This window comes from Streptomyces minutiscleroticus, from assembly GCF_014650875.1.
Taxonomy (GTDB): Bacteria; Actinomycetota; Actinomycetes; order Streptomycetales; family Streptomycetaceae; genus Streptomyces; species Streptomyces minutiscleroticus.
In genome coordinates, this window is record NZ_BMVU01000018.1 from 64,286 (window position 1) to 88,080 (window position 23,795).

General features: G+C 71.3%; 21 protein-coding genes and 4 pseudogenes. 14 read left to right on the forward strand and 11 right to left on the reverse strand.

Annotation, left to right across the window (positions count from 1 at the left end):
• Window positions 1–404: 404 nt before the first annotated feature.
• The 6 genes from IE271_RS19135 to IE271_RS19160 all read left to right on the forward strand — a co-directional run bounded on the left by IE271_RS19135 (window position 405) and on the right by IE271_RS19160 (window position 5,632).
• Complete coding sequence (locus IE271_RS19135; RefSeq protein WP_190191565.1) at window positions 405–722, forward strand: STAS domain-containing protein; 318 nt, start codon at window positions 405–407, stop codon at window positions 720–722.
• A gap of 211 nt (window positions 723–933) precedes the next feature.
• The gene (locus tag IE271_RS19140; RefSeq protein WP_190191566.1) at window positions 934–1,044 is read left to right on the forward strand and encodes a keywimysin-related RiPP; all 111 of its coding nucleotides are present in this window, start codon (window positions 934–936) and stop codon (window positions 1,042–1,044) included.
• Between the two features lie 34 nt (window positions 1,045–1,078).
• Entirely contained in the window at window positions 1,079–2,941 is a 1,863-nt protein-coding gene (locus IE271_RS19145; protein WP_190191567.1) for a lasso peptide isopeptide bond-forming cyclase, read from the forward strand.
• Window positions 2,942–2,976: 35 nt separating this feature from the next.
• Window positions 2,977–3,231: a lasso peptide biosynthesis PqqD family chaperone gene (locus tag IE271_RS19150; RefSeq protein ID WP_190191568.1), complete on the forward strand. Its 255-nt coding sequence runs from the start codon at window positions 2,977–2,979 to the stop codon at window positions 3,229–3,231.
• Complete coding sequence (locus tag IE271_RS19155; protein ID WP_190191569.1) at window positions 3,228–3,653, forward strand: lasso peptide biosynthesis B2 protein; 426 nt, start codon at window positions 3,228–3,230, stop codon at window positions 3,651–3,653. The genes IE271_RS19150 and IE271_RS19155 overlap by 4 nt, the downstream gene beginning before the upstream one ends.
• Before the next feature lie 68 nt (window positions 3,654–3,721).
• Window positions 3,722–5,632 carry an ABC transporter ATP-binding protein gene (locus IE271_RS19160; RefSeq protein ID WP_229919424.1) on the forward strand — a complete coding sequence of 637 codons (1,911 nt, stop codon included), beginning with the start codon at window positions 3,722–3,724 and terminating at the stop codon, window positions 5,630–5,632.
• Between the two features lie 247 nt (window positions 5,633–5,879).
• Here the strand turns inward: IE271_RS19160 and IE271_RS19165 are convergent.
• The 3 genes and pseudogenes from IE271_RS19165 to IE271_RS19175 all read right to left on the reverse strand — a co-directional run.
• Window positions 5,880–6,221 (reverse strand): annotated as a pseudogene (locus IE271_RS19165) (transposase); the annotation flags it as partial.
• 78 nt (window positions 6,222–6,299) lie between these two features.
• Complete coding sequence (locus tag IE271_RS19170) at window positions 6,300–6,665, reverse strand: STAS domain-containing protein (protein ID WP_190191571.1); 366 nt, start codon at window positions 6,663–6,665, stop codon at window positions 6,300–6,302.
• A 375-nt stretch (window positions 6,666–7,040) separates the two neighbouring features.
• On the reverse strand, window positions 7,041–7,385 hold the full coding sequence (locus IE271_RS19175) for an STAS domain-containing protein (RefSeq protein WP_190191572.1): 345 nt from the start codon (window positions 7,383–7,385) through the stop codon (window positions 7,041–7,043).
• A 575-nt stretch (window positions 7,386–7,960) separates the two neighbouring features.
• Here IE271_RS19175 and IE271_RS19180 point away from each other — a divergent pair.
• Window positions 7,961–8,726: pseudogene (locus IE271_RS19180) on the forward strand (transposase).
• A gap of 69 nt (window positions 8,727–8,795) precedes the next feature.
• Here IE271_RS19180 and IE271_RS19185 read toward each other — a convergent pair.
• Together IE271_RS19185 and IE271_RS19190 are read right to left on the reverse strand one after the other, a co-directional pair.
• Window positions 8,796–9,230 (reverse strand): VOC family protein, encoded by a 435-nt coding sequence (locus IE271_RS19185; protein ID WP_190191573.1) that lies wholly within the window; start codon window positions 9,228–9,230, stop codon window positions 8,796–8,798.
• 471 nt (window positions 9,231–9,701) lie between these two features.
• Window positions 9,702–10,058 (reverse strand): STAS domain-containing protein, encoded by a 357-nt coding sequence (locus IE271_RS19190; protein WP_190191574.1) that lies wholly within the window; start codon window positions 10,056–10,058, stop codon window positions 9,702–9,704.
• 1,664 nt (window positions 10,059–11,722) lie between these two features.
• Here IE271_RS19190 and IE271_RS19195 point away from each other — a divergent pair.
• A complete protein-coding gene (locus IE271_RS19195; protein ID WP_190191575.1) occupies window positions 11,723–12,688 on the forward strand; it encodes a helix-turn-helix transcriptional regulator in 966 nt (321 codons plus the stop codon).
• A gap of 814 nt (window positions 12,689–13,502) precedes the next feature.
• Complete coding sequence (locus IE271_RS19200) at window positions 13,503–14,255, forward strand: GAF and ANTAR domain-containing protein (RefSeq protein WP_190191576.1); 753 nt, start codon at window positions 13,503–13,505, stop codon at window positions 14,253–14,255.
• A gap of 476 nt (window positions 14,256–14,731) precedes the next feature.
• Here IE271_RS19200 and IE271_RS19205 read toward each other — a convergent pair whose 3' ends face one another.
• Window positions 14,732–15,502, reverse strand: a complete 771-nt coding sequence (locus IE271_RS19205) for a calcium-binding protein (RefSeq protein WP_190191577.1) — start codon at window positions 15,500–15,502, stop codon at window positions 14,732–14,734.
• A 299-nt stretch (window positions 15,503–15,801) separates the two neighbouring features.
• On the opposite strand from IE271_RS19205, the gene IE271_RS19210 reads away from it, so the two are divergent.
• Both IE271_RS19210 and IE271_RS19215 read left to right on the forward strand, forming a co-directional pair.
• The gene (locus tag IE271_RS19210; protein WP_190191578.1) at window positions 15,802–16,023 is read left to right on the forward strand and encodes a hypothetical protein; all 222 of its coding nucleotides are present in this window, start codon (window positions 15,802–15,804) and stop codon (window positions 16,021–16,023) included.
• Window positions 16,024–16,483: 460 nt separating this feature from the next.
• Window positions 16,484–17,158, forward strand: coding sequence for a lytic polysaccharide monooxygenase auxiliary activity family 9 protein (locus IE271_RS19215; RefSeq protein ID WP_491591096.1), 675 nt, complete (start codon window positions 16,484–16,486; stop codon window positions 17,156–17,158).
• Window positions 17,159–17,680: 522 nt separating this feature from the next.
• Here the strand turns inward: IE271_RS19215 and IE271_RS43980 are convergent.
• Window positions 17,681–17,866 (reverse strand): annotated as a pseudogene (locus IE271_RS43980) (transposase); the annotation flags it as partial.
• A 26-nt stretch (window positions 17,867–17,892) separates the two neighbouring features.
• Window positions 17,893–18,582, reverse strand: coding sequence for a nitroreductase (locus IE271_RS19230; protein ID WP_190191580.1), 690 nt, complete (start codon window positions 18,580–18,582; stop codon window positions 17,893–17,895).
• Between the two features lie 110 nt (window positions 18,583–18,692).
• On the opposite strand from IE271_RS19230, the gene IE271_RS19235 reads away from it, so the two are divergent.
• A complete protein-coding gene (locus IE271_RS19235; protein ID WP_190191581.1) occupies window positions 18,693–19,280 on the forward strand; it encodes a TetR/AcrR family transcriptional regulator in 588 nt (195 codons plus the stop codon).
• Window positions 19,281–19,880: 600 nt separating this feature from the next.
• Here the strand turns inward: IE271_RS19235 and IE271_RS19240 are convergent.
• Window positions 19,881–20,513 carry a TetR/AcrR family transcriptional regulator gene (locus IE271_RS19240; protein WP_190191582.1) on the reverse strand — a complete coding sequence of 211 codons (633 nt, stop codon included), beginning with the start codon at window positions 20,511–20,513 and terminating at the stop codon, window positions 19,881–19,883.
• A 32-nt stretch (window positions 20,514–20,545) separates the two neighbouring features.
• Here IE271_RS19240 and IE271_RS19245 point away from each other — a divergent pair, with 32 nt between their 5' ends.
• Window positions 20,546–21,220: an SDR family NAD(P)-dependent oxidoreductase gene (locus tag IE271_RS19245; protein ID WP_190191583.1), complete on the forward strand. Its 675-nt coding sequence runs from the start codon at window positions 20,546–20,548 to the stop codon at window positions 21,218–21,220.
• Between the two features lie 167 nt (window positions 21,221–21,387).
• On the opposite strand, the gene IE271_RS19250 is transcribed toward IE271_RS19245, so the two are convergent.
• Entirely contained in the window at window positions 21,388–22,080 is a 693-nt protein-coding gene (locus IE271_RS19250; RefSeq protein ID WP_308435189.1) for an MFS transporter, read from the reverse strand.
• A gap of 26 nt (window positions 22,081–22,106) precedes the next feature.
• Between IE271_RS19250 and IE271_RS19255 the strand changes: the two are divergent.
• Window positions 22,107–23,002 (forward strand): annotated as a pseudogene (locus IE271_RS19255) (aminoglycoside phosphotransferase family protein); the annotation flags it as partial.
• Window positions 23,003–23,120: 118 nt separating this feature from the next.
• Here the strand turns inward: IE271_RS19255 and IE271_RS19260 are convergent.
• Complete coding sequence (locus tag IE271_RS19260) at window positions 23,121–23,783, reverse strand: class I SAM-dependent methyltransferase (protein WP_190191585.1); 663 nt, start codon at window positions 23,781–23,783, stop codon at window positions 23,121–23,123.
• Window positions 23,784–23,795: the final 12 nt, after the last annotated feature.

The following is a 23,795-nucleotide window of genomic DNA, read 5'->3' on the forward strand; positions in this document are numbered from 1 at the left end:
CCGAGGCCGCGCCCGCGGAAGTCCTCCCCCGGCTCGGCACCCGGCCCGGATGAGGGCCCGGACCCGCAGCCTCGGGCCCACACCACCCGCTCGGCCCGACCGGGCCCGGGGCCCCTCGTCTCCCACGCACGGCCGGGAAGAGCGACCGCCTTTCCCCGCCCGGCCGCACCCTCTTGCCGGCTCGCCGACATCATGACCACAGCGCTGCCCCGGCCCAGCCGCCCAGAGAACCGCTCGCAGGGTGCCAGCAGCCGGACGCCGTACGTCCGAAAAGGGACCACCGGCGTACATCACCTTCCCGGCGCAGACGAGACCCCGTCCCAAACACGCCTCTCGCCCCTGCTCACCCACCGGCCGCTGGAGAGGAACCGCGGCAGGCACTCCCTACCGCGCCACCGCGCACTGTGATTGATCCGAGCGAGGTCACCATGGACTCCACCGGCCTCAACGCCCTCGTCATCGGCTACCGCGCCACCCGCGGCACGCCCGGCTGGATCCGCCTCGCCCAGGCCCGGCCCTGCGTGCTGCGCGTCCTTCGCCTCTCCGGCCCGGACGCCTTCATCGACTGCTACCCCACCCGGGGAGCAGGCGGACCGTCCGTCACTGCCGAGCCGGGATCCACGTGCTTACCGGCTCTCGTCCCGCGGTCGGTGTGCGCCCCGTCGGCTCCCCTCTGCCTCCGGCCGGGCCTCTGCGTCTCCGTCAGCCTCTTTCCCACGTAGAAACGTTTCTCTGGCGCGCTCTGCAAACAAGTGCAATGCACACCGACGGTGACAGACGCCCGTAGATCAACCGAACACAACCCCAATATCCCCTTTTCCTAGATTATATGACTTTTTCCATACGCCTTGTTGTCCCATCGCGGTATCCGGCTAGCTGATGGGGCCAACCCGCCCTCGCCGGGTGGACGGTCAACTCGAAGGAGAACAGGTCATGAAGAAGGCATACGAAGCGCCGACCCTGGTCCGTCTGGGTTCCTTCCGCAAGGAGACCGGGCTCCTGCGCAGCTCGGGCAACGACCGGCTCATCCTGAGCAAGAACTGAGCAGGCGGCGAACGACGGTCCTTGACGTAACGTCATGACTGATCTGCACGCACGTGCAGGGACGGGCCCCGGCGACGCGCACTTCGCGGTCTTCACCGACCGTGCGGACGCGGCCGCCGTGGCCCGCTCCTTCGCCCGCCCCGGCACGCGCACCCTCGCCCACGCTTCGGGCCGGCCCTGGCTCGTAGGTCACTGGGCCGACCAGGAGATCGTCAGCGCACATGCCGGCTCCGCCGCCTTGGCCGTCATCGGCTGCGCCCCCGTCGCAGCCGCCGAACTGCAGCGGGTGGCCGGCTCCCTGCGCGACCTCGCCACCCTGGATGCGTGGGCACGCTCCCTGCCGGGCAGCTTCCACCTCGTTGCCGCCCTGGACGGACGGATCCGGGTACAGGGCACGGCCTCGGGCCTCCGGCTGGTCTTCCACGCCCTGCTCGACGGCACGGCAGTGGCCTCGACGCGCGCGGACGTGCTCGCCGCCGCCCTCGATGTCCAGCCCGCGCCGGAGCGGCTGGCCGTACGGCTGCTGTGGCCCGTCCCCCATCCCCTGCTCGACGAACCCCTGTGGCCCGGTGTCACCGCCGTCGCCCCGCACAATGCACTGATCGTCGCGCCGGACGGACGCGGTGTGCGCCACTCCCCGTGGTGGACCCCGCCGGAACCGGTCCTCCCGCTGCGCACCGGCGCCCCCCGAGTCCGTGAAGTCCTCGCCGAGGCCGTCGACGCCCGCACCCGGCACGGCGGCGTGGTCAGCTGCGACCTGTCCGGCGGGCTGGACTCCACCTCCGTCTGCTTCCTCGCCGACCGGTCCCCGGCCCGCGTCGTCGCCTCCACCTGGCCCGGACGCGACCCCGCCGACACCGACCTGTATTGGGCGAAGCGGGCCGCCGCGGCCGTGCCGGACGTCGAGCACGTCGTCTGGGACGCCGAGGACTCGCCCCTCGTCTACACCGGCCTGCTCGGCATCGACGACGTACTGGACGAGCCGACCATCGGCGTCATGGACCGCGCGCGGGTCCTGCACCACCTGCCGGCCATGGCCGAGCGCGGCAGCCGAGTACATCTGACGGGCATCGGCGGCGACCACGTGGCCTGGTGCTCGGAGGCCTACTACCACCGGCTCGCCCGACGACGCCCACTGTTCGCCCTGCGGCAGCTACGCGGCTTCAAGGCGTTGTGGCAATGGCCGCTGCTCCCCCTGCTGAGCGTCCTGGCCGACTCCCGGCCCTACGGCACCTGGCTGGCGGACGCAGAGCACCGACTGCGCGACCCGCTGCCCCCCGCGGTGGTCAACAGCCTCGGCTGGGGCATGAGCCCACGCCTGTTCACGTGGGTGACCCGGGATGCGGAGCACATGGCCCGCACGGCGCTGCGCGCGACCGGCCGAAGGGCGCAGCCCCTGCATCCCGACCGGGGACTGCACGCCGACCTGGAACAGATCCGCGACTGCACGCGCATCATCCGGCAGTGGGATCACATGGCGGCCCGCTGCGGACTGCCCATGGCCTCACCGTTCCTGGACGACCAGGTCATCACAACCTGCCTCGCCGTCCGCCCCGAGGAACGCGTCTCGCCCTGGCGGTACAAGCCCCTGCTGACCGAGGCCATGCGCGGCGTCGTGCCCGACGACTGCCTGCGGCGCACCACCAAGGCAGCCGCCGCCATGGACGCGGCCGACGGGCTGCGCCGGCACCGCGGCGACCTCATGGAACTGTGGGAGGACTCCCGCCTGGCGCGGCTGGGACTGGTAGACGCTGAAGCTCTGCGCCGCCTCGCCGAACGCCCCGCCACCCGCGACCTGCGGCAGGCCGTCCTGTACTCGACGATCGCCGTCGAGGTGTGGCTGCGGGCGCTCGACCGCAGGATGCACAGCATGACAACGCATGACGCACCGACGTGATGCGGATCCGTCGGACCACAGAAGGGAAAGTTTCCATGGCCTTGCGATTCGGTGCCGACGTCTGCACCGCGAAGACCGGCTACGGCACCGTCCTCCTCGACCAGCGCTCCGGCGCGTACTGGGAGTTGAACCCCACCGCGACCCTGGTGGTCGACATCCTGCTGACGGGGGGTGACGAGGCGGCCGCCGCGACGGCCGTCACGGAGGCGTTCGACGTGGACGCCGACCGGGCACGGGCCGATGTGGACGCCCTGGTGGAACAGCTGCGCGCCGGAGGGCTGGCCGTATGACCACGCCCAGCGCCCTGGAACGGCCGACCGGAGTTGCCCTCGGCCGCCGGCTCGCCGCCCGCCTGGTCCTGGCCCCGGCCGTCCTGCTCTCCTTGCTGCCGCCCCGCCGTATCCGTACCGCCCTGGAGCTGCTCCGCCAGGGTGCCGGGCCGGCCACGGTGGCACAAGCCCAGCGCGCCCGCGACGCCGTGTGCGCGGTGAGCCTGCGCTGCGCCGGCCCCAAGGGCTGCCTGCCGCGCTCCCTCGCTGCCGCTTTGCTGTGCCGCCTCGGCGGCACCTGGCCGACCTGGTGCACGGGGGCCAGCGTCGTACCGCCCTTCACCGCCCACGCCTGGATCGAGGTGCAGGACCGGCCGGTGGGCGAAACCCTGCCCGACGACTACTTCGTCCGACTGATGTCGATCGGCCCGGCCGCCTCCTGATGACACGCCGTGAGCAGACGCAGGAAGAGGGCCGGGCCGGTAAGCGGGCACAGATCAGGAACGGCGGGGTGGCCGAGAACGCCGGGCAGGTCCGGGACAGCGGCTCGACCAGGACCAGTGAGCTGAAGCAGTCCCATGACGACAAGCGCATCAAACCCGGCGGGTTTGAGCAGGTCGAAGAGGGTGAGCGCGCCGGCAGACGTACTGGACCCTCCACCTGGGCCGCGGTTGTCGCCGTCCACCGGCTCACCGCCCGGCACCGGGGTGCAATCGCATGGGCCACCCTGTTGACTCTGGCGGCGTCCGCGCTGGGGCTCGCCCAGCCGCTGCTGGCCAAAAAGGTGGTGGACGCAAGCGGCGGTCAGCACCCGCTGTGGCCTCCGCTGCTGCTGCTTGCCGCGCTGTTCGCCGCCGAGGCCGCCACCGGCGCCCTCGGCCGGTTCCTGCTGGAACGCACGGGCGAGGGCGTCGTACGACAGCTGCGCCACGGCCTGGTAGAACGACTACTGCGCCTGGAGATGCGGGAGTACGACCGGCAGCGCGACGGTGATCTGGTCGCCCGCGTCACCTCCGACACCACCCTGTTGCGCGAGGTGGTCGCCCAGGCGCTCGTGGATCTGGTCACCGGGGCGCTGATCGCCCTCGGCGCGCTGACCCTGATGGCCTGGCTCGATCCCCTGCTACTGCTCCTGGTCACGGCGACCGTCCTGGCGGCGGCAGCCGTGGTGACCCTGCTGCTGCACGGGATCCGCACCGCCTCCGAGCGCGTGCAGACGTCCGTCGGCGCCGTCGCCGCCGACCTCGAACGTGCCCTCGGAGCCCTGCCCATGGTCCGCGTGCACCGGGCGGAGGACCGCGAGGCGGCGCGCATCGGCGTCCGCGTCGAGGACGCCTACACCGCCGGGGTGCGCACTGCGAAACTGGCCGCGGTGATGAGCTCGGCCGTCGAACTGGCCGTACAGGGGTCCTTCCTCCTCGTCCTCGTCATCGGCGGGCTGCGCGTGCACCGTCATGGCCACTCCCTCGGCGACCTGGTCGCGTTCCTGCTGTATGCCTCCTACCTCGTCATCCCCCTGTCCTCGGTCTTCCGTGCCGCCGGTCTGATCCAGCGGGGCATGGGTGCTCACCTGCGCGTCCAGCAGGCACTGAGCCTCCCCGTAGAGCCCGCCGCCCCGGCCGTGCCCGTCGCTCCTCCGCCTCCGGTCCCGGGCGAGCCCGCCCTCGCGCTGTGCGACGTCCACTTCGCCCACCGGCCGGGCCGGCCAGTCCTGCGCGGAGTCTCCTTCACCGTGCCCCAGCGGCAGCAGGTCGCCCTCGTCGGCCTCTCCGGAGCAGGCAAGAGCACGGTGTTCGCGCTGGTCGCCCGGTTCTACGAGCCCGACGCCGGGCTCCTCCGCTTCCATGGGCGGTCCGCCACGGAACTCGGCCGCGACGCCTGCCGCGCGCAGTTCGCGATCGTGGACCAGAACAGCCATGTCGTCCGGGGAACGCTCTTCGACAACATCACCTACGGCCGGCCGAACGCCACGGCCGAGGAAATGGACCGGGTGGTCCGGCTGGCCCGGCTGGAACAGGTGGCCGAGCGGCTGCCCGGGGGTCTGCACGGCGCCGTCGGAGAACGCGGCGCCACGCTCTCGGGCGGCGAGCGCCAGCGCGTCGCCCTGGCCCGCGCCCTGCTCACCCGCCCCGCGCTACTGCTGCTCGACGAGCCCACTTCCCACCTCGACGCCCTCAACGAGGCAGCGCTCGCAGCGGCTTTGAAGGACGTCAGCCGGGAGTGCGCCGTCCTGGTCATCGCCCACCGGATCTCCACGGTCCAGCACGCCGACCGGATCATCGTCCTGGACGAAGGGCGTATCACCGCGTGCGGACGCCACGAAGAACTGCTCACCACCAGTGCGGTCTACCGGCAGCTGGCGGCGGCCCAGATGCTCCGGCCCGCGGAGCCGTCCGCCACGGCATCATCCACCACTCGTTGACCACACAGAACCAAGAGGTCCGCCCCACCGGGTCCCCCTGAATCCGAGCTCGGACGGCAGAAGCCGTGGACCTCCCCAGGTCACGGCTTCACCGTCCCCGCTCATGCCACGAAAAATCGTGGACCGAGGAAGCCGCCCAGCGGATCACCACCCTCAAGCAGCGGACTGCAAGCTCACGGGCCGACAACCACACTCTCGACGAGCGGCTCAAGGCAGCCCGATCCGACTTTCGCTTTTACTGATCGTTTCAGAATGAGGTGCGGGGGCGCCTCACGCGGATGGTGCTGCAGGCGAGTTGGAACAGACCTTGGTGGAGGTCGGCGCGTGTCGCGTAGCGGATGCGCAGGCGTTTGAACTGGTGGAGCCAGGCGAAGGTGCGCTCGACGACCCAGCGGGTCCTGCCCGGTCCGGAGCCGTGCACGGTGCCCCGGCGAGCGATCTCCGGCACGATGCCGCGGGAGCGGAGCAGGCGCCGGTAGGTGTCGTAGTCGTGGCCGCGGTCGGCGAACAGGCGCCGGGGCGTCGGCGGGACCGGCCGCGCAGGCAGCAGCGGGGTTATGCGTTCCCACAGGTCATCAGGCACAAGCTCAGCAGACTCCCGGCAGATCATGCCGATGCATGACTCAACTGCCAAGCCACCACACCGGTCCCATTTCGAAACGATCAGTTAGACGGTGAGCGCGTGATGCACGGTGGGGTAGCAGTCGAAGACGGCGTCCAGGCCGGACAGCTCGATGAGGCGCTGCACGGCGGGTTGTATGCCGGACAGGCGGATCCAGCCCGGCTTGTCGCGGGTGGCGTCGTGGAGGTCGAGCAGGGCGTGCAGGCCGCTGGAGTCCATGAAGGTCACCCGCTTCAGGTCGATCACCATGCGGGCCGGGAGGTCGTCCCGGTCGGCGGTGAGGACCTGGCGCAGCCGGCGGGCGGTGTGCAGGTCGATCTCGCCCTCAAGGCTCAGGATGACGGTGGTGCCGGTGGTGGTGCGAAGGGCCGAGAGCCGGCTCGGCTCGCTCGCACCGTCGTGGTCGGTCACGCGGTGCCTCTGCGGTCGGAGGAAGGAGCCGCGCTCGCTTGGTGTGCATACGCGGCCCTTACGACCGTAGAGGCGCCGTCCGCGTGTGGTCCAGCGGTACGCGGCATATATGCGCCACCGTCCGCGGTGGCCCATCCCGTGGGTCCATGCCCGCGCTGGGGGCGCGCATCCCAGGCGTGCGAGGGGGGTGCGAGCGGCGATGGCGTGACTGGCCCTCGTGAGCGGGTGTTGGGCACGGGGCTGCACATGAGGGGTCATCTCATGGTCACGGCAGACACGCGGCCGGGCGAGGGTCCGCACACCGATGCCCGCTCCCGGGCCCTCGCCCCTTTCTCCGCCGACCGCCGCACCCGCCCATGACCGTGCTGGCGGACGTCACCGCTGGTAGAACGGGAGCCGCTTGTCCAGGTGCGCACCCTCGAACGCGACCTGCGCCATGGTGCTCACCTCCGCGAGAGCGACGCTGATCCCCGCCGTCCGGAACCCCGCGCACATCCCCCACAACGTGAATGCCGCATCATGGCCGCAGTAGGAGACATCCGACAGGTCCAGCACCACCTGCCGCTCCCGTCCCTTCTTCTCCTGCGCCAACTGCACAACCGTCTCGGTCAGCAGCTGCACCTCATCCAGCCCCAGCTCACCGACCACCCCCAGCCACACCGCGTCATCCCCCACCCTCACCTCACGCAGCACCAGCTCACACCCCGAACGCTGGACCATGCCCGCCCCCTCTTCTTCGATCAGACTCCATGGACCTCGGCACCCCTCCCCGACCCCGGCTCCTTCGAGCCCGGCACCCCCACCCGGCCCTCTGTCAGCCGACCGTCCCCATCCCCTCGGGCCGGCCATCGGCCGCACAGTGGCCAGGCCGCGACCGTTGATGTCCCGGCTGTTCCATACCACTACGCCGCCACCATGACAAGCCGCCCTGACGTGCGGAGGGCTCGCTGCCCTCTTCTGTCTTCTGCGCGCGACAGACCCCGAGGACCCGCCCTGGAGTGTCCTGGTGGAGAGGGTGCGGCGTCCACGGCAGGGCGGTTTGGACGCCGTAGCCGACACGGTCGTGTTCCGCGGGTGGTGTTCACGGCCGCGGAGCGGGAGCGTGAAGGCGGTGAGGTCGCCTCGGCCGGCCTTCGCTCGCGTCGCGGCTCGCGGGAGGCCACATGTCTCGGGCCGAGGATGCGGGTCCGGCCCGCAAGGCGCGCGGGCCGGACCCGCGATGGGCATCCCCTGCCAGACACCCTGTGCCCAAGGACTGTCCCGTAACTGCTGGTCATGGACGAGATGATCTTGTCATGTCCGGTGTGATCACGGCGTCGGAGCCCTCCTGGACAGCTCCGTTCACCGGGCTGGGCCCACGTCAGTTAGACAGGCTCATGACTGCTTTGCAGCGTGAGGGCGCAGATCCGGTCCGCCGGGGACGACCGTGAAGCCTGCCGCTGGAGGACCGGGTGCTGCTGGTCGCCGCGTACTGGCGCACGAATCTCACCCCGCGCCGGCCGGCCCCGTTGTTCGGGGTGTCGAAGTCGGACGCCGACCGTGTCATCGGCCACCTCGGGCCGTCGCTCGCACTCCGGCGACGCAGAAGCTTCCGCAAGGACGCCGTGCTGATCGTGGACGGCACCCCTGTCCCGACCCGGGACCACACCATCGCCGAGCAGTCGAAGAACTACCGGTACTCCACCAACCACCAGGTCGTCATCGACGCCGGCTCCCGACTCGTCGTCGCCGTCGGCCGCTGCCCGGCAACCGCAACGATTGCAAGGCGTGGGAATTTTCCGGTGCGAAGGCCGCCGTGGCCGGGGCACGGCCATCGCGGACGGCGGCTATCGGGGCACCGGTCTGCTCATTCCGCACCGCCGTGAACGCGGCCAGACCGAACTGCCGGCTTGGAAAGAGGGGCACCACCCCTCCCATCGCAAGGTCCAAGCCCGCGTCGAGCACGTCTTCGCGCGGATGAAGGCATGGAAGATCCTTCGCGACTGCCGTCAGAAAGGCGACGGCGTTCACCCCGCCACGCTCGGCATCGCCCGGCTGCACAACCTCGCCCTCGCGGGGTAACTCCCGACCTGTACGAGACCAGAGAGGCCCAAGGGAGGGGGCTCCCCGCCTCCCCGGCTCAAAGGATGTTCAGTCGATACAGAACTCGTTGCCCTCGATGTCCAGCATCGGGATGCACGACTCGTTTTCCTCATCGGCATACAGCGTTTGCACGTGGGTCGCACCAAGCGCGACCAGTCGTGCGCACTCGGCTTCGAGCGCGGCGAGGCGCTCGTCTCCCACGAGCCCGGTACCGACCCGGACATCGAGATGCACCCGATTCTTGACGACCTTGCCTTCAGGGACGCGCTGGAAGTACAGGCGCGGGCCCACGCCTGAGGGATCACTGCAGGAGAACCATGATCCCTGCTTCTCAAGAGGCAGGGTGCGGTTGAAATCGTCCCAGGTGGTGAACCCCTCGGGTGGCGGCGGCATGACGTATCCCAGCACTTCACACCAGAAGCGGGCGAGGCGCTCGGGCTCTGCGCAGTCAAAGGTGACTTGGAACTTCTTGATCTCTGACATCGGTGCACCGTACCGCGTACCAGGGGGTCCCGCCGCTCATTTCTCCAGGCGGATCCGCCCGCCACCCGTCGCATCCTGGGCTGCCTCGGACACCAAATGATCAAACCGAACAGTCCGGAAGAACGACTCGACCGTGGCGGCGGAGCGCCCCACTGGTCCCCAGGATCCAGTCCTGACCAACCGCCTTCAGACCAATACCAGTTGCGGGAGAACCCTTAGGTGCGGTGGCCGAACAGTCGCCGCGGCCGTGCGGCCGCTTCCGTCTCGTCCTGCGCAGCCTGGATCTCGGTCGGCTTTCGGGCGCACGTGGTGCAGCGCTCGCCGGCCTTCAGGCCCGGGGCGGAGTAGAGGCGGGTGCCGCATCCGGGCAGGGCAAGGCGCTGGCCTCGCGGCGCCGGCGGGCGGCCTCTTCTTCGGCCGCCCGCTGCTCGCGGATCTCCTGAGCGCGCAGGCGGTCGGGGCCGCGCGGGCTCACGCGGTGAGCGCGTGGTCCACCGTGGGGTAGCAGTCGAAGAAGGTGTCCAGGCCCCTGAGCTCGAAGATCTGCTGGAGGGCGGGCGGTATGCCCGCCAGGCGCAGCCACCCGGCCACGTGGCGGACGGTGCGGTGCAGATCGGCCAGGGCGGCAAAGCCGCTGGTGTCGACGAAGGCGACCTTCTCGAGGTCGACCACCACGCGGGCGAGGAGGCCGGCCGGGTCGGCGACGACGGCCCGGCGCAGCACGGTGACCGTCCGGACCGTCAGCTCGCCCTGCAGACTGAGCACGGTGATCGTGCCGGCGAAGGTGCGGGCCACGCAGAGCTGTCCGGCATCCTCTGCTCCGTGCATGTGACTCACGCTCGCCTCCGCAACACTCGGCGGACCGTCTCCGTCTGCGCCCCGCCCCAGGGGACGCTTCCTGGACCCTATGCACGGTGCAGGCACATGGCCTATGCCTTGTGCCGCATACGGCACAAACGACTGGCGTATCCGCTGGGGTGCCGGGTTCTGCGTCCTTCGTACCGCTCTTGAGCGGCGATGACCGGCTGCAGCGCCGCCCGTTGCCGCCCCGGCCCTGGTCTGACCCCGGCCCTGGCCTGAGATGCCAGTGCCGGCGGCGGCGCCGGATTCGCGCCCAGCCCCGGGCCGGCTGTCCACGCGTAGCGCTTTCGCATGGCGTAGCCGAAGCACGCAGCACCCCGGGGTGGTGTTCCTGCGGACGCGGCGTGACAGTGGAGCGGACGCTCCGGATCCGCCCTCGCGGCTGGTGCTCACTCGCTCGATGACCGCGAGACCTGCATGGCGGATCCGGGGCGGCCCGGTCCGTACAACGGTGGCGGGCCGGGCCACCACGACCGCCGCTTTCACGGACCGGGCCGCCTGCCCGCCGGTGACCCGAGCCTTGCGAGACATACGGTCAGGGCCGAAGCGGAGTCCGGGTCGTGATCGGTCGGGCCCGCTGCTGCGTCCGCCCGGCCGCTGTCCCGTATCACAACAGCACCCCGGCGCACGCTCCGTACGGCCGAAGGCCGCCCCCCACGTGGCCGGCGTCGCTACCGTGGCGCGCCCCACGTCCTGCTGCTCCACGCTCCCGGACGGACGCGGGGAGCAGCACAGCGACCTTCTCCAACCGATATTCGTGCACCGCAGTAGGTGATGACCGTGACAGCTGCACCACACCGGCCGACGTGGGCCGTGACCGCGCCGTCCGTCTCCAAGGCACTGCACGCGGCGCAGCAGCGCGCGCGGCAGATGCGCAAGGAGGCCGAGGCGGTGAGGGCCCGGGCCCGGCAGGCGCGACAGACAGCCCGGCAGATGCGTGCCATCGCCCACGCGCTGCGCGCGGCCGGTGCCGTCGAGTGGCTCCAAAGCCGTCGCCGTGACGCTTCGCCCCGGGTGCGGGAGCGTCCGACAACCGACTCTTCCTGTCAGATCCTGGTGCCGGTCGCAGCAGCCGACGAGTTCGGCGCCCTCGGCGCTCTGGTCCGCTTTCACGCCCTTACGGATAAGGCGTCGCGGGCGAACGACACAGGTGCCGGGAGCCGCCCGGCAAAGGGCAGGGCGCGCCGTCACTCGGGCGGTTCCGAAGCGCGTGCCGAAGGGCCTGTCGGGCCGCGTGAAGGAGAGTAGCGTGGAAGCACCGGTGCGGCCCGCCCGCCGGGCATGGGACGGACCGGCGAAGTGGAGGCGGCCGTGTCCACATCCCGTGCGCTGCTGGGTGAAGAGCCCGGCCCGGTGATCGCCGGCTCCGGCTTGGTACAGGTGAAGACGGCTGCGCAGCGTCCGACCACCCGGACCCGCCCTATGCAGCGGAAGAATCCCGGTACGCAGATGGGCCGGGCGCGGGCGGTCGGTCCGCTGCGCAGGCCGGAGTTCGTCTCCGCGGCTTTCGAGCGCAGTCCACGCCGTCCGCGCACCACTGCACTGTCCCGTCCGGCGGCACGCCGTCCTTGCCGGGCCTGCCTGCGGCCGCCTCCTGCTCCACCTGCGCATTGCGCCCGAGGGGGATCGTGATGGAGGCACTCGACTTCGACAGCGACGATCTGGAGCTCACCGAGCAGGTCCTGAGCAAGGCCTACACGCGGATGCGGATCGGCAGCGACGGCGGGCCCACCCGGGCCCGCGTCACGCGCGATGTGCTGGGGCCGGTCGGTATCGACCAGCTCGAGTTCACCTACAACGTGGGGCACCACGCGGACGTCATGGGCAAGATCTGCGTGTGCAGCGTGCAGAGCGGCACCATCGTCCGGCAGTACTTCCCCGACGGGGACGAAGGCACCTTCGGTCCCGGCGACGTGTTCCTGTACACCCCGCACGACCAGTCCTACGCGGGCGTCGTCCACCGCTCGCGCTACAACCTCATCATGCTCGATCCGGACCTGCTGACCAGGGTGGCCGCCGGCCTTCCCGGGCGCAGGCCCGGACCGGTGCGCCTGACCGGTGACCGGCCGGTCTCACCGGCCGCCGCCCGGCGTCTGCGGGACGTCAACGCCTGTCTGCGCGATGCCATCCGCACCGACCGGACCATGTGCGAACACCAACTGCTCGTCTCCACCGCCGCCCAGTACATGGCCGCCAACGTGCTGCACACATTCCCCAACACCGCACTCACCGACCCCACCATCGAAGACCGTCACGACGCCCACCCCGCCACCGTGCGCCGCGCCGTCGCCTTCATCGACGCACACGCCCACACAGATGTAAGCGTGGCCGACATCGCCGAGGCCACCCACGTCAGCATCCGCACCCTGCAATACGCCTTCCGCCGCCACCTGGACACCACCCCCATGAGCTACCTGCGCCGGGTCCGCCTCGCCCACGCCCACGCCGACCTGCTGGCCGCCGACCCCTCCACCGGCATCACGGTCACCGCGATCGCGACCCGGTGGGGCTTCCTCCAGTCCGGCCGGTTCGCCGCCGCCTACCGCACCGCCTACGGACGCCCCCCGCACCAGACCCTCCTCGAAGACGGACCGTAAAGGTCTGCCCACCGGCCCGGCCGGGCGGACCCGCACCACCGCCACGCGGCCGTTCCCGCCCCTGCCGGACCCGCCGCTCACCGAGGTACTGCGTCCGGCTCTGCCTTTCGCCCCCCTGACAGGCACGCTTGCGGCGGATCCTGCACCCGGTGCCGGGAGCCGGCCATGACGGACCGGTCCGCTGCCGCCGGCACGGCCAAGGCGCAAACGGTGCCTCGCGGACATGCGAACCGCCGCACACCACTGGTGAGCACGTCATTCCACGGCTGCCGCGCGGCCCCGGAAAGCCCGTTTCGACCTCCCGCAAACCCATTCTGCGCATGAAGCGTTTCAGCGTCTTGCACCGGCCCCTCGAGAGCCGGCAGGAAGCCGGGATTGCACCCCGGCCCTTCTTCCCGCCGCATCGCCGTGAAGAGGCCCGGCCGCCCGCTGACCGGCCACCACGGCATCAAGAGCCCATTGACGTCCGACAAGCCCCCGTGGAGCGCGGAGTTCTGCGTTTTCTGCACGCTCGACGCCGTGAACCACGTTTTCTGCATATCGCAGTCGTCCGCGGCCGGTCTTCACTGAACGGTGTGCAGCAGACACCGGAGGTCGTCCCACCTGCCGGAAAGCCCGACGCCGTGCGTGGACTCATACGGCTCGCAGCACGGCATCGGCCACACACCTCGAAAGAAACGCGCGGCCGGCGAGCAACCCCAACCCCAAGCCCACGAGCCGGCAGGCGGCGCTGGCGCCCCAGGCATCACGCCGGTTGCAGTAGGTCTCAGCGTAAAGCGGGGGTGCGGACTTCGCGGACCGAAGGGAACTGCCGATGCCCACTACAGAACGTGAAACGCTGGTCGCCGAAGCCGTGATCGACCTGACCGTCCACGCGGGCGGCCGCGATTTCCTGGACGTCCTGCACGATCTCACCGCGCACCTGGTCACCCTGCTGGACGTGCGCGCAGTCGGGATGACGATCCTCGACGAAGCGGGACGTCTTGACTACCTCACCGCCTCCGACGAGATGTGCAGGCGGCTGGAGGAAGACCAGCTCGAACTGGGCGAAGGCCCCTGCGTGGACAGCACACGCACGGGTACCGTCCTGCCCCGGGTCGCGCTGGGGCCGGGAACTCCCGGCCTGCGGCGCTGGCCCCGCTTCACTCCCCGGGCGCTGTGCGCCGGCATCCTCAGCGTCGCCGCCGTGCCGCTGCACGTGAGCGACAACATGCTCGTCGCCGTCAACCTGATGAGCGCCACCTCCGGCGCACCGACCGAGCAGGACCTGCGCCTGGCGCAGTTGCTGGCCGACGCCACCGGGGCCCGGCTGCAGCAGCGGCAGGTACTGCGCGCCCGGGACGAGATCTGCGATCAGATGGAGACGGCCCTGGACACCCGCATCGTGATCGAACAGGCCAAGGGCGCACTGGCCGCCCGCCTGGGCGTCGACGTGGAAGAGGCATTCATCCGGCTGCGCTCCCACGCCCGCGCCCGGCAGCAGACGCTCGGCGACCTCGCCACGCACGTCACGCGCGGAGCCGTCCCCTCCGGACTCGGCACGGTACCCCGACGTGCCGGTCCCTGACGAAAACGCTGCTTCGGGCGGCCCGCCGCCCGGCGACAGCCTCGTGCCTCTTGTGACCCGCGCCGCCCGGACGGGCAGCGGCCTGCGCGCCGTCCCCGCCGGAACCGCACACGAACCGGGTCTGGACGCCTTCACCGTGAGCGCGGTCCGCAACGGCCTGCCGGAACTGGTGTGGTGCGATCCAGCCGAAGGTCTGGGCCCCCAACTGGGACCTCGCCGCAGGTACGCAACCGCAGCGGGATCGCGCCCTTCTCGTGCGCGGACTCGATCCTCCTCTCCCACTCCGGGTGCTGGTCGGTCGTCCCGTGCGAGAGCAGCAGGAAGCTGCCGCCGGGTCACCTCGTGTCGGGCGGGGACCTGCCGTCTACGGCGTTCGCGGCTGACGCGGCTCGGGTGGCGGGTCGCCGACGGCGGTGGCTCGGCGCCCGCGACGCTGTCCGCGCCGCGGGCCAGGGCCTTCGGGCACGGAGGCGCACTTACGGGAGGACGATGTCGCGGCCGGGTCCGCCTTCGAGGGCGTCCTCTCCAAGGCCACCGCAGACGAGGTCGTCGCCGCCTTCGCCGTCCAGGGTGTCGTTGCCGGGACCGCCGAGGAGGATGTCGCGGCCGTCCCCGCCCATGGCGTGGTCGTCGCCGGGGCCGGCGTGCACGGTGTCGTCACCGCCGTAGCCCTCGATCATGTCGTCGCCGCGGCCGCCCCACATCTGCTGGTTGCTGCTGTCACCCATCAGGTGGTCCGTGCCGTCGCCGCCGTGCAGGGCGGCGGGTCCCATGACCATGTCGTTCCCCGCGCCGCCCAGCACCGTGCGTGCGGTGTGGGCGTGCAGTTCGTCGTCGCCGGGGCCGCCGCTGACGGTGCCGACCCCGGGGGTGAAGGCGGCGATCGTGTCGTCGCCGTCGCCGAGGAGGACGTCGATCCTGTCGGGCCGGGGGCCGTCGGCGGGAAGTTCGCAGACGACGGAGGTGGTGTCCTCGGCTCTGGAGTACGCACAGTGGTCGCCCGGTTCGAGCGGGACCACGTCGCTGAAGCCGATCCGCCGGATCCCGTCGCTGGTGTACATGGAGAATATGTTGAGGTTGTTGGCCTGCCCCGCAGCGGCGGTGAAGACGATCGACTGAGTCGCCCAGTCGGCTCCGACTCGGGCCTTCGCCTCGGTGGCGGTGGCGGCGGCTGCCGGGCCGACGGCGAGGCCGGCGCTCAGCAGGGTTACGGCGACCGCGCTGACGGCGGCTCGGTTTCGGTTCACGAGACCTCATCTCGGTGGAGTGACGGTGGACCGACCTGCTCGGCGTGGTGCTGCCGGGGACCGGACGGACCCGGTCGTGAAGGCAGTCTCCCCTGCCGGCCCGGATCCGCAAGACCGCGAGTCGCCGCGGCGTCACGGTAAGCCGGTGTTCTTCCGGATGTGCTGGTTGGGCTCCTTTGGTCAGGCATGTTCCCGGTATCGCCGTGGCAGGGTTCGCCAGCTCGTACCCGGCTCAGCGAGGAGACGGCCGACGCAGGCGATGGTCGGGATTGCCGGAGGAGCGGAAGGCGGCTGCCCAGGTGCGGGCGGAGGAGCTTCACATCCAGGCGGCACGCATCGCGGTCCGCCTCGCCGATGCGGAAGCGGTGTGGGAGCGTCGGGTGATCGACCGGGAAGAGCTCGTCCAGGCCCTGGCCGCTCCCGACAGGGCGACAGTGCCCCCTGCGGGTGCGCGGGCGGTATCGGCGGTGGTCGAGGAGGTCCTTGGCGCGGGGGCTGTCATGGAACGAATCCGGGCGTGATCAGCCACGCCTCTTCTCCAAGGCCTGGCCGACGGTCCACCGGGCAGTGTTCCGGCACCTGGTCCGCGAGCGTCTTGGGGCCGCGGCGGCCCAGGTGAGGTGGAGCGCGCCGAGGCTGCTCCGCGTCGCCGGCGGCTTCCCTCGCTACGGCATCCGTGCTCCAGTGCCGTCGGTTCGGATCCGAGGAGTACGCACGTTCCCGCTGCGTGCCCTCGGCCGCGTTCCCCACCCGCTGCGCCCTGCCGCGAACGCCCCACCCCGGCATCGCCCCGCACACCAGGCCAAGCCGCATTCTCGCTTCCGGCCCGGGGCACGTACCGACTCCCGGCTCACGGCAGATTCCCTGCTCGCAACCCATTCCTGTGATCAACTCCGCTTGTTTCATTGACATTTCACTCAGAAGACCTACCGTTGGGAGCGCTCCCATCACAGCCTTGAAACTGGAAGGAGTTCCCCCCACATGCGCAATCAGAGTCCGTTAACCGGGCGTTCGCGGTCGTCCCTGCGCCGGCCTCTCCAGGCGCTCGTCATGCTGTTCGCCGTGGTTGTCGGCGCACTTGCCTGGTCGGCCCCCGCCCAGGCTCACGGCACCATCGTCAACCCCGCCTCCCGCGCGTACCAGTGCTGGAAGACGTGGGGCAGCAACCACACCAACCCGGCCATGCAGACCCAGGACCCCATGTGCTGGCAGGCCTTCCAGGCCAACTCCGACACCATGTGGAACTGGATGAGCGCACTCCGCGACGGCCTCGGTGGCCAGTTCCAGGCGCGGACCCCCGACGGGACGCTCTGCAGCAACAACCTCTCGAGGAACGCCAGCCTGGACAAGCCCGGGCAGTGGAAGACGACCAACATCAGCAACAACTTCACGGTCCAGCTGCACGACCAGGCGTCCCACGGTGCCGACTACTTCAAGGTCTACGTGAGCAAGCAGGGCTTCAACCCCAAGACCCAGACCCTGGGCTGGGGCAACCTCGACTTCATCACGCAGACCGGCCGCTACGCCCCGGCACAGGACATCACGTTCCCCGTCCAGACCTCCGGCTACACCGGACACCACATCCTGTTCGTGATCTGGCAGGCCTCGCACCTCGACCAGGCCTACATGTGGTGCAGCGACGTGAACTTCGGCTGAGCCGGAAAGCGCCGCACACCGCACCGGCCCCGGCCGGGCGCCGGTGACCGCCGCCCGGCCGACCCAGCTCCGTCGGGGCAGGGGACCCATGTGGTCACCCTGCCCCGGCGGGGCTTCCCGCGCTCCTACGGCCCGTCTTCGAACGGACCTCGCCCGGAGCAGGAACGAGGCGAGAGAGCCCTGCTTCGTAGAGAGTGGCGGTCTTGCCGTACCTGATCGCGACGCCTCGGAAGCCCTTGAGCCGGTCGAAACAGCGCTCGACAGTGTCGCGCCTGCGGCAGACGTCACGGTCGATCGCGGGCGGTCTGCCGCCGCGACGTCCTCTGCGGCGGCGTGCCGGCGGGCGCGGATGGGGGTGGAGCCGATCCGGACCAGCCAGTCGTTGTCCCCGAAGGCGTCCGCCCGGGCCTGGTTCTCCTGCAGGGCCCGCCGGGTGAAGACCCGGTCGAGCGCACAGCGGCGACGGGGGCGCCCCCGCGCGGGCGAAGCCGAGCGTGGGGGGAGGGTGGGGACCCTCTTCCACGACCCGAACCGTTCGGGCAGGTCACGCCAGGAGATCCCGGTCCGGATCTTGTGGACCATGCCGTCGGTCACCCGGCGGTCCGCCACCCGCGGCCGGCCCGTCGCGGCCCGCGGGATCAGCGGAGCGAGTAACTCCCATTCCTGATCGGTGATTCCATGTCGGCGGACCACCCCACCATGATCCACCGGTCGGCGATCTCCGAAGACGGGTCCTAGCCGTGGAAGGTCGTGACCTCTTCGAGCGCAGCCCGCCCGGTCGCGACGTGGTTCACCGGCGCGGCCTCGTCGGCGTAGCCGAAGGAGATGCCCACGAGCAGTCGCCCTGCGGTGACCGCGAGTTCGGCGCGGACCGTGTCGGCGTAGAAGCTCAGCAGCCCCTGCGGGCAGCTCGCCACGCCGTACGCGGTCATCGCCAGGAGCAGCGTCTGCATGTAGGCGCCGACGTCGGCGGCCAGCCGGGGCCCGCCGTCCCCGGTGACGAACAGGAACGCGGCGTGCGGCGCGCCGTAGAAGCGCAGGCTCTGCGCGTCGTAGGTTGCCCGCGCTTCGTGATCGTCGGGGTCGATGCCCAGCGCTCCGTACAGACGGGCGCCGAACGCCGCCCGGCGCGCCTGGTGCACCTGTGCGTACATGTCCTCGGAATACGGGAAGTCGGCCGAGGTGCGGTGTGCGGCGTGGGCCGCCTGCAAGGCGTCCGCCAGGCGCTCGCGCGCGGCACCGCTGACCACCTCCACCCGCCACGGCTGCGCGTTGGAGTTGGACGGCGTGGCGCCGGCCAGCGAGAAGATCGCGCGCATCGTGTCCTCGGGCACGGCGTCGGGACGGAACGCGCGGGTCGCGTGACGGCCGCGTATCAGCTTCTCCGCGCAGTCGCTCAGCTCGGTGGGGACCAGCAGGCTCATGAGACACTCCTCGACAGCAAACGATGTAAACGAACCCGTTTACCTTGCGGGTGTGCCGGGACCCTAGCAGACGCCGCCCGCCGAGGTAAACGCAGTCGTATACTTGGCGCATGAGCGCGACGACCACGACCTCCGGGGGGCGCGGGCGCGGCGGACGGGAACGCATCCTGGCAGCCGCCGCCCGGCTGTTCGCGGTCCAGGGGATCAACGCGACCGGCATGGAGCAGGTCGCGGAGGCGGCACCGGTGTCCAAGCGGACGCTCTACGCGCATTTCCGGACCAAGAGCGACCTGGTGATCGCCCACCTCCAGCATCTCGCCTCGTCGGGGGCGACCCTGGAGACCGTGCTGACCCGCGAGGACATCCCTGCGCGGGAGCGGATCCTCGGGCTGTTCGACCAGCCCGCGCCGGACGCGGCACCGGTGCGCGGATGCCCGTTCATCGATGCCGCGGCGGAGTTTCCCGATCCGGACAGCGCGGTCCACTCCTACGCCCGCGAGCAGAAACTGCGGATGGTGGGGCTGGTCACCGCACTGGTGACGGAGCTGGGCTGCCGCGAGCCGGCCGCACTCGCCGAACAGCTGGTCACCCTCGCGGACGGGGCGGCCAGCCGGGCCATGGTGCTGGACGAAGCGGACTACGGCCGGCACGCACGGACGGCAGCGGAGACCCTCCTCGCGCACGCCCTCGCGGGGTGACCCATCGGCCTCCGGCCGCAGCCCCTCCCCCTCGCCCGCCGCTGTCCGCCCGTTCGCGGATGCCCGTCTTCACGGCACGCGGCCGGTGCCCATACCGCTCCGGGAGCCGGGCCGTCCGAAGGAGGAGGGCCCGGGTCCCGGTCGGCCTTCCGGTGAGGCCCGCCACCCAGGCGGCGTCCGCCGGGTCGGTGACCCCGAACAGGCCGGAGGGCGGCGGCATCCCGGGCAGCGGCGGAACCCGCCGGCCGCTGCCGGACGCGGTGGCGAGGCCGGTCAGGGCCCGGGTCGCGGGCTGGACATCGGCCGCGCTCCCGTCGTCCTGCGAGACCATGGCGTCGAGGCGGACCAGGTGTGCGAGTCGACACTCCCGCGTCCGAGGTCCTTGCCCCGGACGACGACGTTCCCGGCCTACGTCGACAGGCGCCCGCCGTCGGCGGGGTGGGCCCGGACGAGCCGCAGGCGGCGCTGCCGGCCCGCCTCCCAGGCGGTACACCGCACAGGGTCGATGCCGTTCAGACGTCGGCACCGCTCGATGGAACTCCGGGCGGCAGCTTTGGCAGGACAGGGTGGTGCGCTGCCGGATTCGCGCATCGGGCTCGTTCAGCTGGTCGAGGCAGGGGAGACAGGACCACTCGGTCCGCGCCGTGTCCGTCTTCCGCCCGGGGTGGCGACGGCGAGGCCGGTGACGACGACGTCGGTCAGGGTGTCCAGGTAGGCCTCGTCCACGGGTGGTGCGCCGGGGATGAGCAGCCGGAGCAGCAGGGGGGAGATCAGCAGGTCCGTGCCGAGTTCGCGGTCCAGTGCGGTGGGTAGTTCGCCGCGGTCCACGGCGCGTCGCAGGATGGCGGCGGCGGCCTCCCGGCGGGGTGCGAGGACGGCGATGCGCAGCGATTCGGCGAGTGCGGGGTTGCGCGCGGACTCGCCCAGGAGGTCTGCGGCGATCCGGACGACCCGGGGGTCGGCGCTGTGGGTGGTGGCCACGTCGAAGAAGCCGCGGACGTCGCCGGGCAGGGTGCCGGTGTCGGGCGCCGTGGGCACCTCCTGGCGCACCAGGCGGGTCACCAGGTCCAGGAGCATGGCCTCCTTGGACGTCCACCGCCGGTAGAGAGCGGCCTTGCCGACGCCGGCGCGCTTGGCGACCGCGTCCATGGCCAGGCGGCTCCAGCCTGCCGCCGCCAGTTCGAGGAGCGGCTCGGGCCCAGCTACCAGACACCTGCAATCCGCAGGTCTCATCCCCCAACGGATCTCCCAGCAGAGGATTGCCCGTGCCCAGCATCGCCATCGTCGGAGCCGGCCCCGGTATGGGCCTGGCCATCGCCCGTACCTTCGGCGCCCGCGGCTTCGACGTCGCCCTGATCGCCCGCGACAGCGACAAACTCAACGACCTGACCGCCCGACTCGAGGCCGAGAACATCACCGCCGCCGGCTTCCCCGCGGACGTATGCGACCATGACGCGCTCACCCGGGCGCTCAAGGACGCCGCCATCCGCTTCGACGGCACAGACGTCCTGGAGTACTCCCCCGCCGGCAGCCTGCACTCCACGACACTCACCGCTCCGTCCGAGACCGACCCCTCCGACGTGCAGTGGGCGATGCAGCTCCTGCTCTACGGGGCCATCGCCGCCACCCGGGCCGTGCTGCCCGCCATGCGCGAGGCGAAAGCGGGCACCCTGCTCTACACCAACGGCGCCGGCTCCCTCGACCCCAACCCCATGCTCGGCAACCTCAACGCGGCCCAGGCCGCACTGCGCAACTGGGTTCTCGCCCTGCACAAGGAACTGACCGGCACCGGCGTCCAGGCCGCACACGCCGCGATCGGCGTCTGGGTCGGCACGGACGGCCCGCCCGGAGTACCGGCGGCCCCGGCCGAGGAAGTCGCCCCCCTCTACTGGGAGCTGCACACCCGGCGCGACGAAGCCGAACGCGTCTTCACCGTCTGACGCGCGCGTCCTACGGTGCCGGGGCCGATCTCCGCCGTACTCGCGGAGATCGGCCCCGGCACCATGGGACAACCGACGGAGAACACCGGATACTCGTCCTGGCCGAAATGAAAGCCCAGCCGCAATTCGTCTGCCTGGGGCGGGCATCTCGTCCCAGACGTCACGTCTCACTCGTCCGATGTCGTCATGGCCTGCGGGCGACGTCGCCCGCACAGCAGCACCGCGCAGGCCGTCATGGTCAAGAGCCCGCCGGAGAGGAACGCGGCCCGTACGCCGGCGAGCGGCAGGAGCAGGCCTCCGAGCGCGGCGCCGGCCGCGATACCGATGTTGTAGGCAGCGGAGTTCGCCGCGAGGGCGGTGTCGGTACGGCCCGGTGCGCAGTGCAGCATCTCGTTCTGGGTGGCCATGAACACCGGCCCGAGGGCGCCGCCCACCAGTACCAGGAACAGTACCGCCGCCACCGGGTGGGTACCGGCCGCATACAGACCGAGCATGCCTGCGGCCCGTGTGGCCACGGCTGTGGCCAGGACCGCGTGCGGGAAGCGGTCGATCAGTGCCCCGGTGATGGCCACCCCGGCCGGACAGGCGACACCGAACGCCCCGAGCAGGGTGTCGACCCTGCTCGGGGAGAATCCGCTCACGTCGCCCAGCAGCTTCACGAGGTAGGTGAAACCCGCGGACGCTCCGGTGGCGGACGGGGCGACGGCCGTGAGCACGGTCGCGAACCGGCGGGCGTCGGGAGCGGTTCCGTAGGCGGCGCGTGCCTCGTGCGGACGTGAGGTCGGCAGGTACGCGGCGGGGGAAATCCGGTCGGCAGGAGACCTGCGACGCGCTGTGATGGCCCCGACCGCCTGCCGCACGGGCGAGCCGGCTCCAGGAGCTGCTCCTGGCAACCGAGAGAACCGTGGACATCCGCCCCGCGATCGATGCCGCGCTGGTCAGGCGCCTGGTCGATACGCAGTTCCCACAGTGGGCCGGGCTGCCCCTGGAGTTGCTCGACCCGGCCGGCTCGGACCATGTGACCTACCGGTTGGGTGAGGAGTCGTCCGTCCGGCTGCCCCGCCGTGCCGGTGCCCTCGGGCAGGCGCGGAAGGAGTCCGAGTGGCTGCCGCGGCTCGCCCCTCACCTGCCGCCGGCCGTCCCCGTGCCGGTGGGGGTGGGGGAGCCCGACTTCGGTTATCCGTGACCGTGGGCGGTCTCCTGCTGGCTGGACGGCGAGGTGGCGACTGTCGAGGCACTGGCGGATTCGTCCGAGGCCGCCGTCGAACTGGCCGGGTTCCTGACCGCTCTCCAACGGTTCGCGCCCGGAGAGATTCCGGCCCGGGGCGCCCGCGGGGATCTCACCGCCGGGCCGCTGGTCGCACGGGACCGGGCGACGCGGACCGCCATCGCGGAGATCGACGGCGTGTTCGACGCTGCGGCCATGACCGACCTGTGGGAAGCGGCGATCAGTGCCCCCGGACGGGACGGTCCTGCGGTTCGGTTCCACGGCGACTTCCACACCGGCAACCTGCTGACCGTCGACGGCCGCCTCAGCGCGGTCATCGACTTCGGCGGGCTCGGCATCGGCGACCCGGCCTGCGACCTGGTGATCGCCTTCACCTGCTGTCGGCGGGGAGCCGGGCCGCTTTCCGCGCCGCGCTCGGAACGGACGACGCCACCTGGATCCGGGGCCACGGCTGGGCGCTGGCCACGGCCCCGAACGCCTGCACCTACTGCGCCGCCGTCAACCCCCGGGTCGCCGCGCAGACCACCCGTCAGATCACCGAGGCCCTCATCGGCCAGGTCAGCGGGGCGAAGGCATACCACTCCACGGGGTGCGCGGGTCGTGTTCCCGGGGGAGCGCTCGACGGTTTGGCGGGACACCGTGGGAAGGGATTGTTCAAGCGGTTCGCGGGGGTCATGTCGGACAGCGCTCGGCGGGGGCGTCGTAGACCAGGCTGTAGCGCCAGAAGAGGCGGCGCCGGATCCGGGCGCCGGGCAGTTCCCGCGCGGCGGCAGCCCGGATGTCCGCCAGGGTCTCGCGCGCAGCGGTGGTGGGCGCCGTCATGTGCAGGGGCAGTGCGGCGGCGCGGGCCGGATGCTTGACGAGGCCCATGACCGGGTTCGCGAGCAGGGCGAGCAGGGAGACGAGCAGATCGACGCGTCCGGCCTCCCGGTAGCAGCCGATGACCACGAGGCGTCCGCCCGGAGTGAGACAGTGGCGCAGTTCCCGCAGGGTGGGCTCCAGCGGCAGGTGGTGCAGGACGGCGACCAGGGTGACGGCGTCGAAGCGCCGGTGCGGGTCGCGCCCGGCGAAGTCGGCCTCCACGACGGTGACCGCGGGATCGTCGGCGAAGCGCTTCGCCGCGGCGCGCGCCATCCCGGGGTCGGGTTCGAGCCCGGTGACGGTGACCGCCCGGCGACGCAGAAGCGCGACAAGATTCCCCGCGCCGCATCCGATGTCCAGGACGTGGCGGGCTTCGGACGCGGCCACCCGGCCGGCGATCCAGGGGCCGTAACGGTCGTTGTGGCTCCAGGGGTGCCGCTGATGGAAACGGTGGAGGCAGGAAAGGAACGCCATGGGCGTCACGGT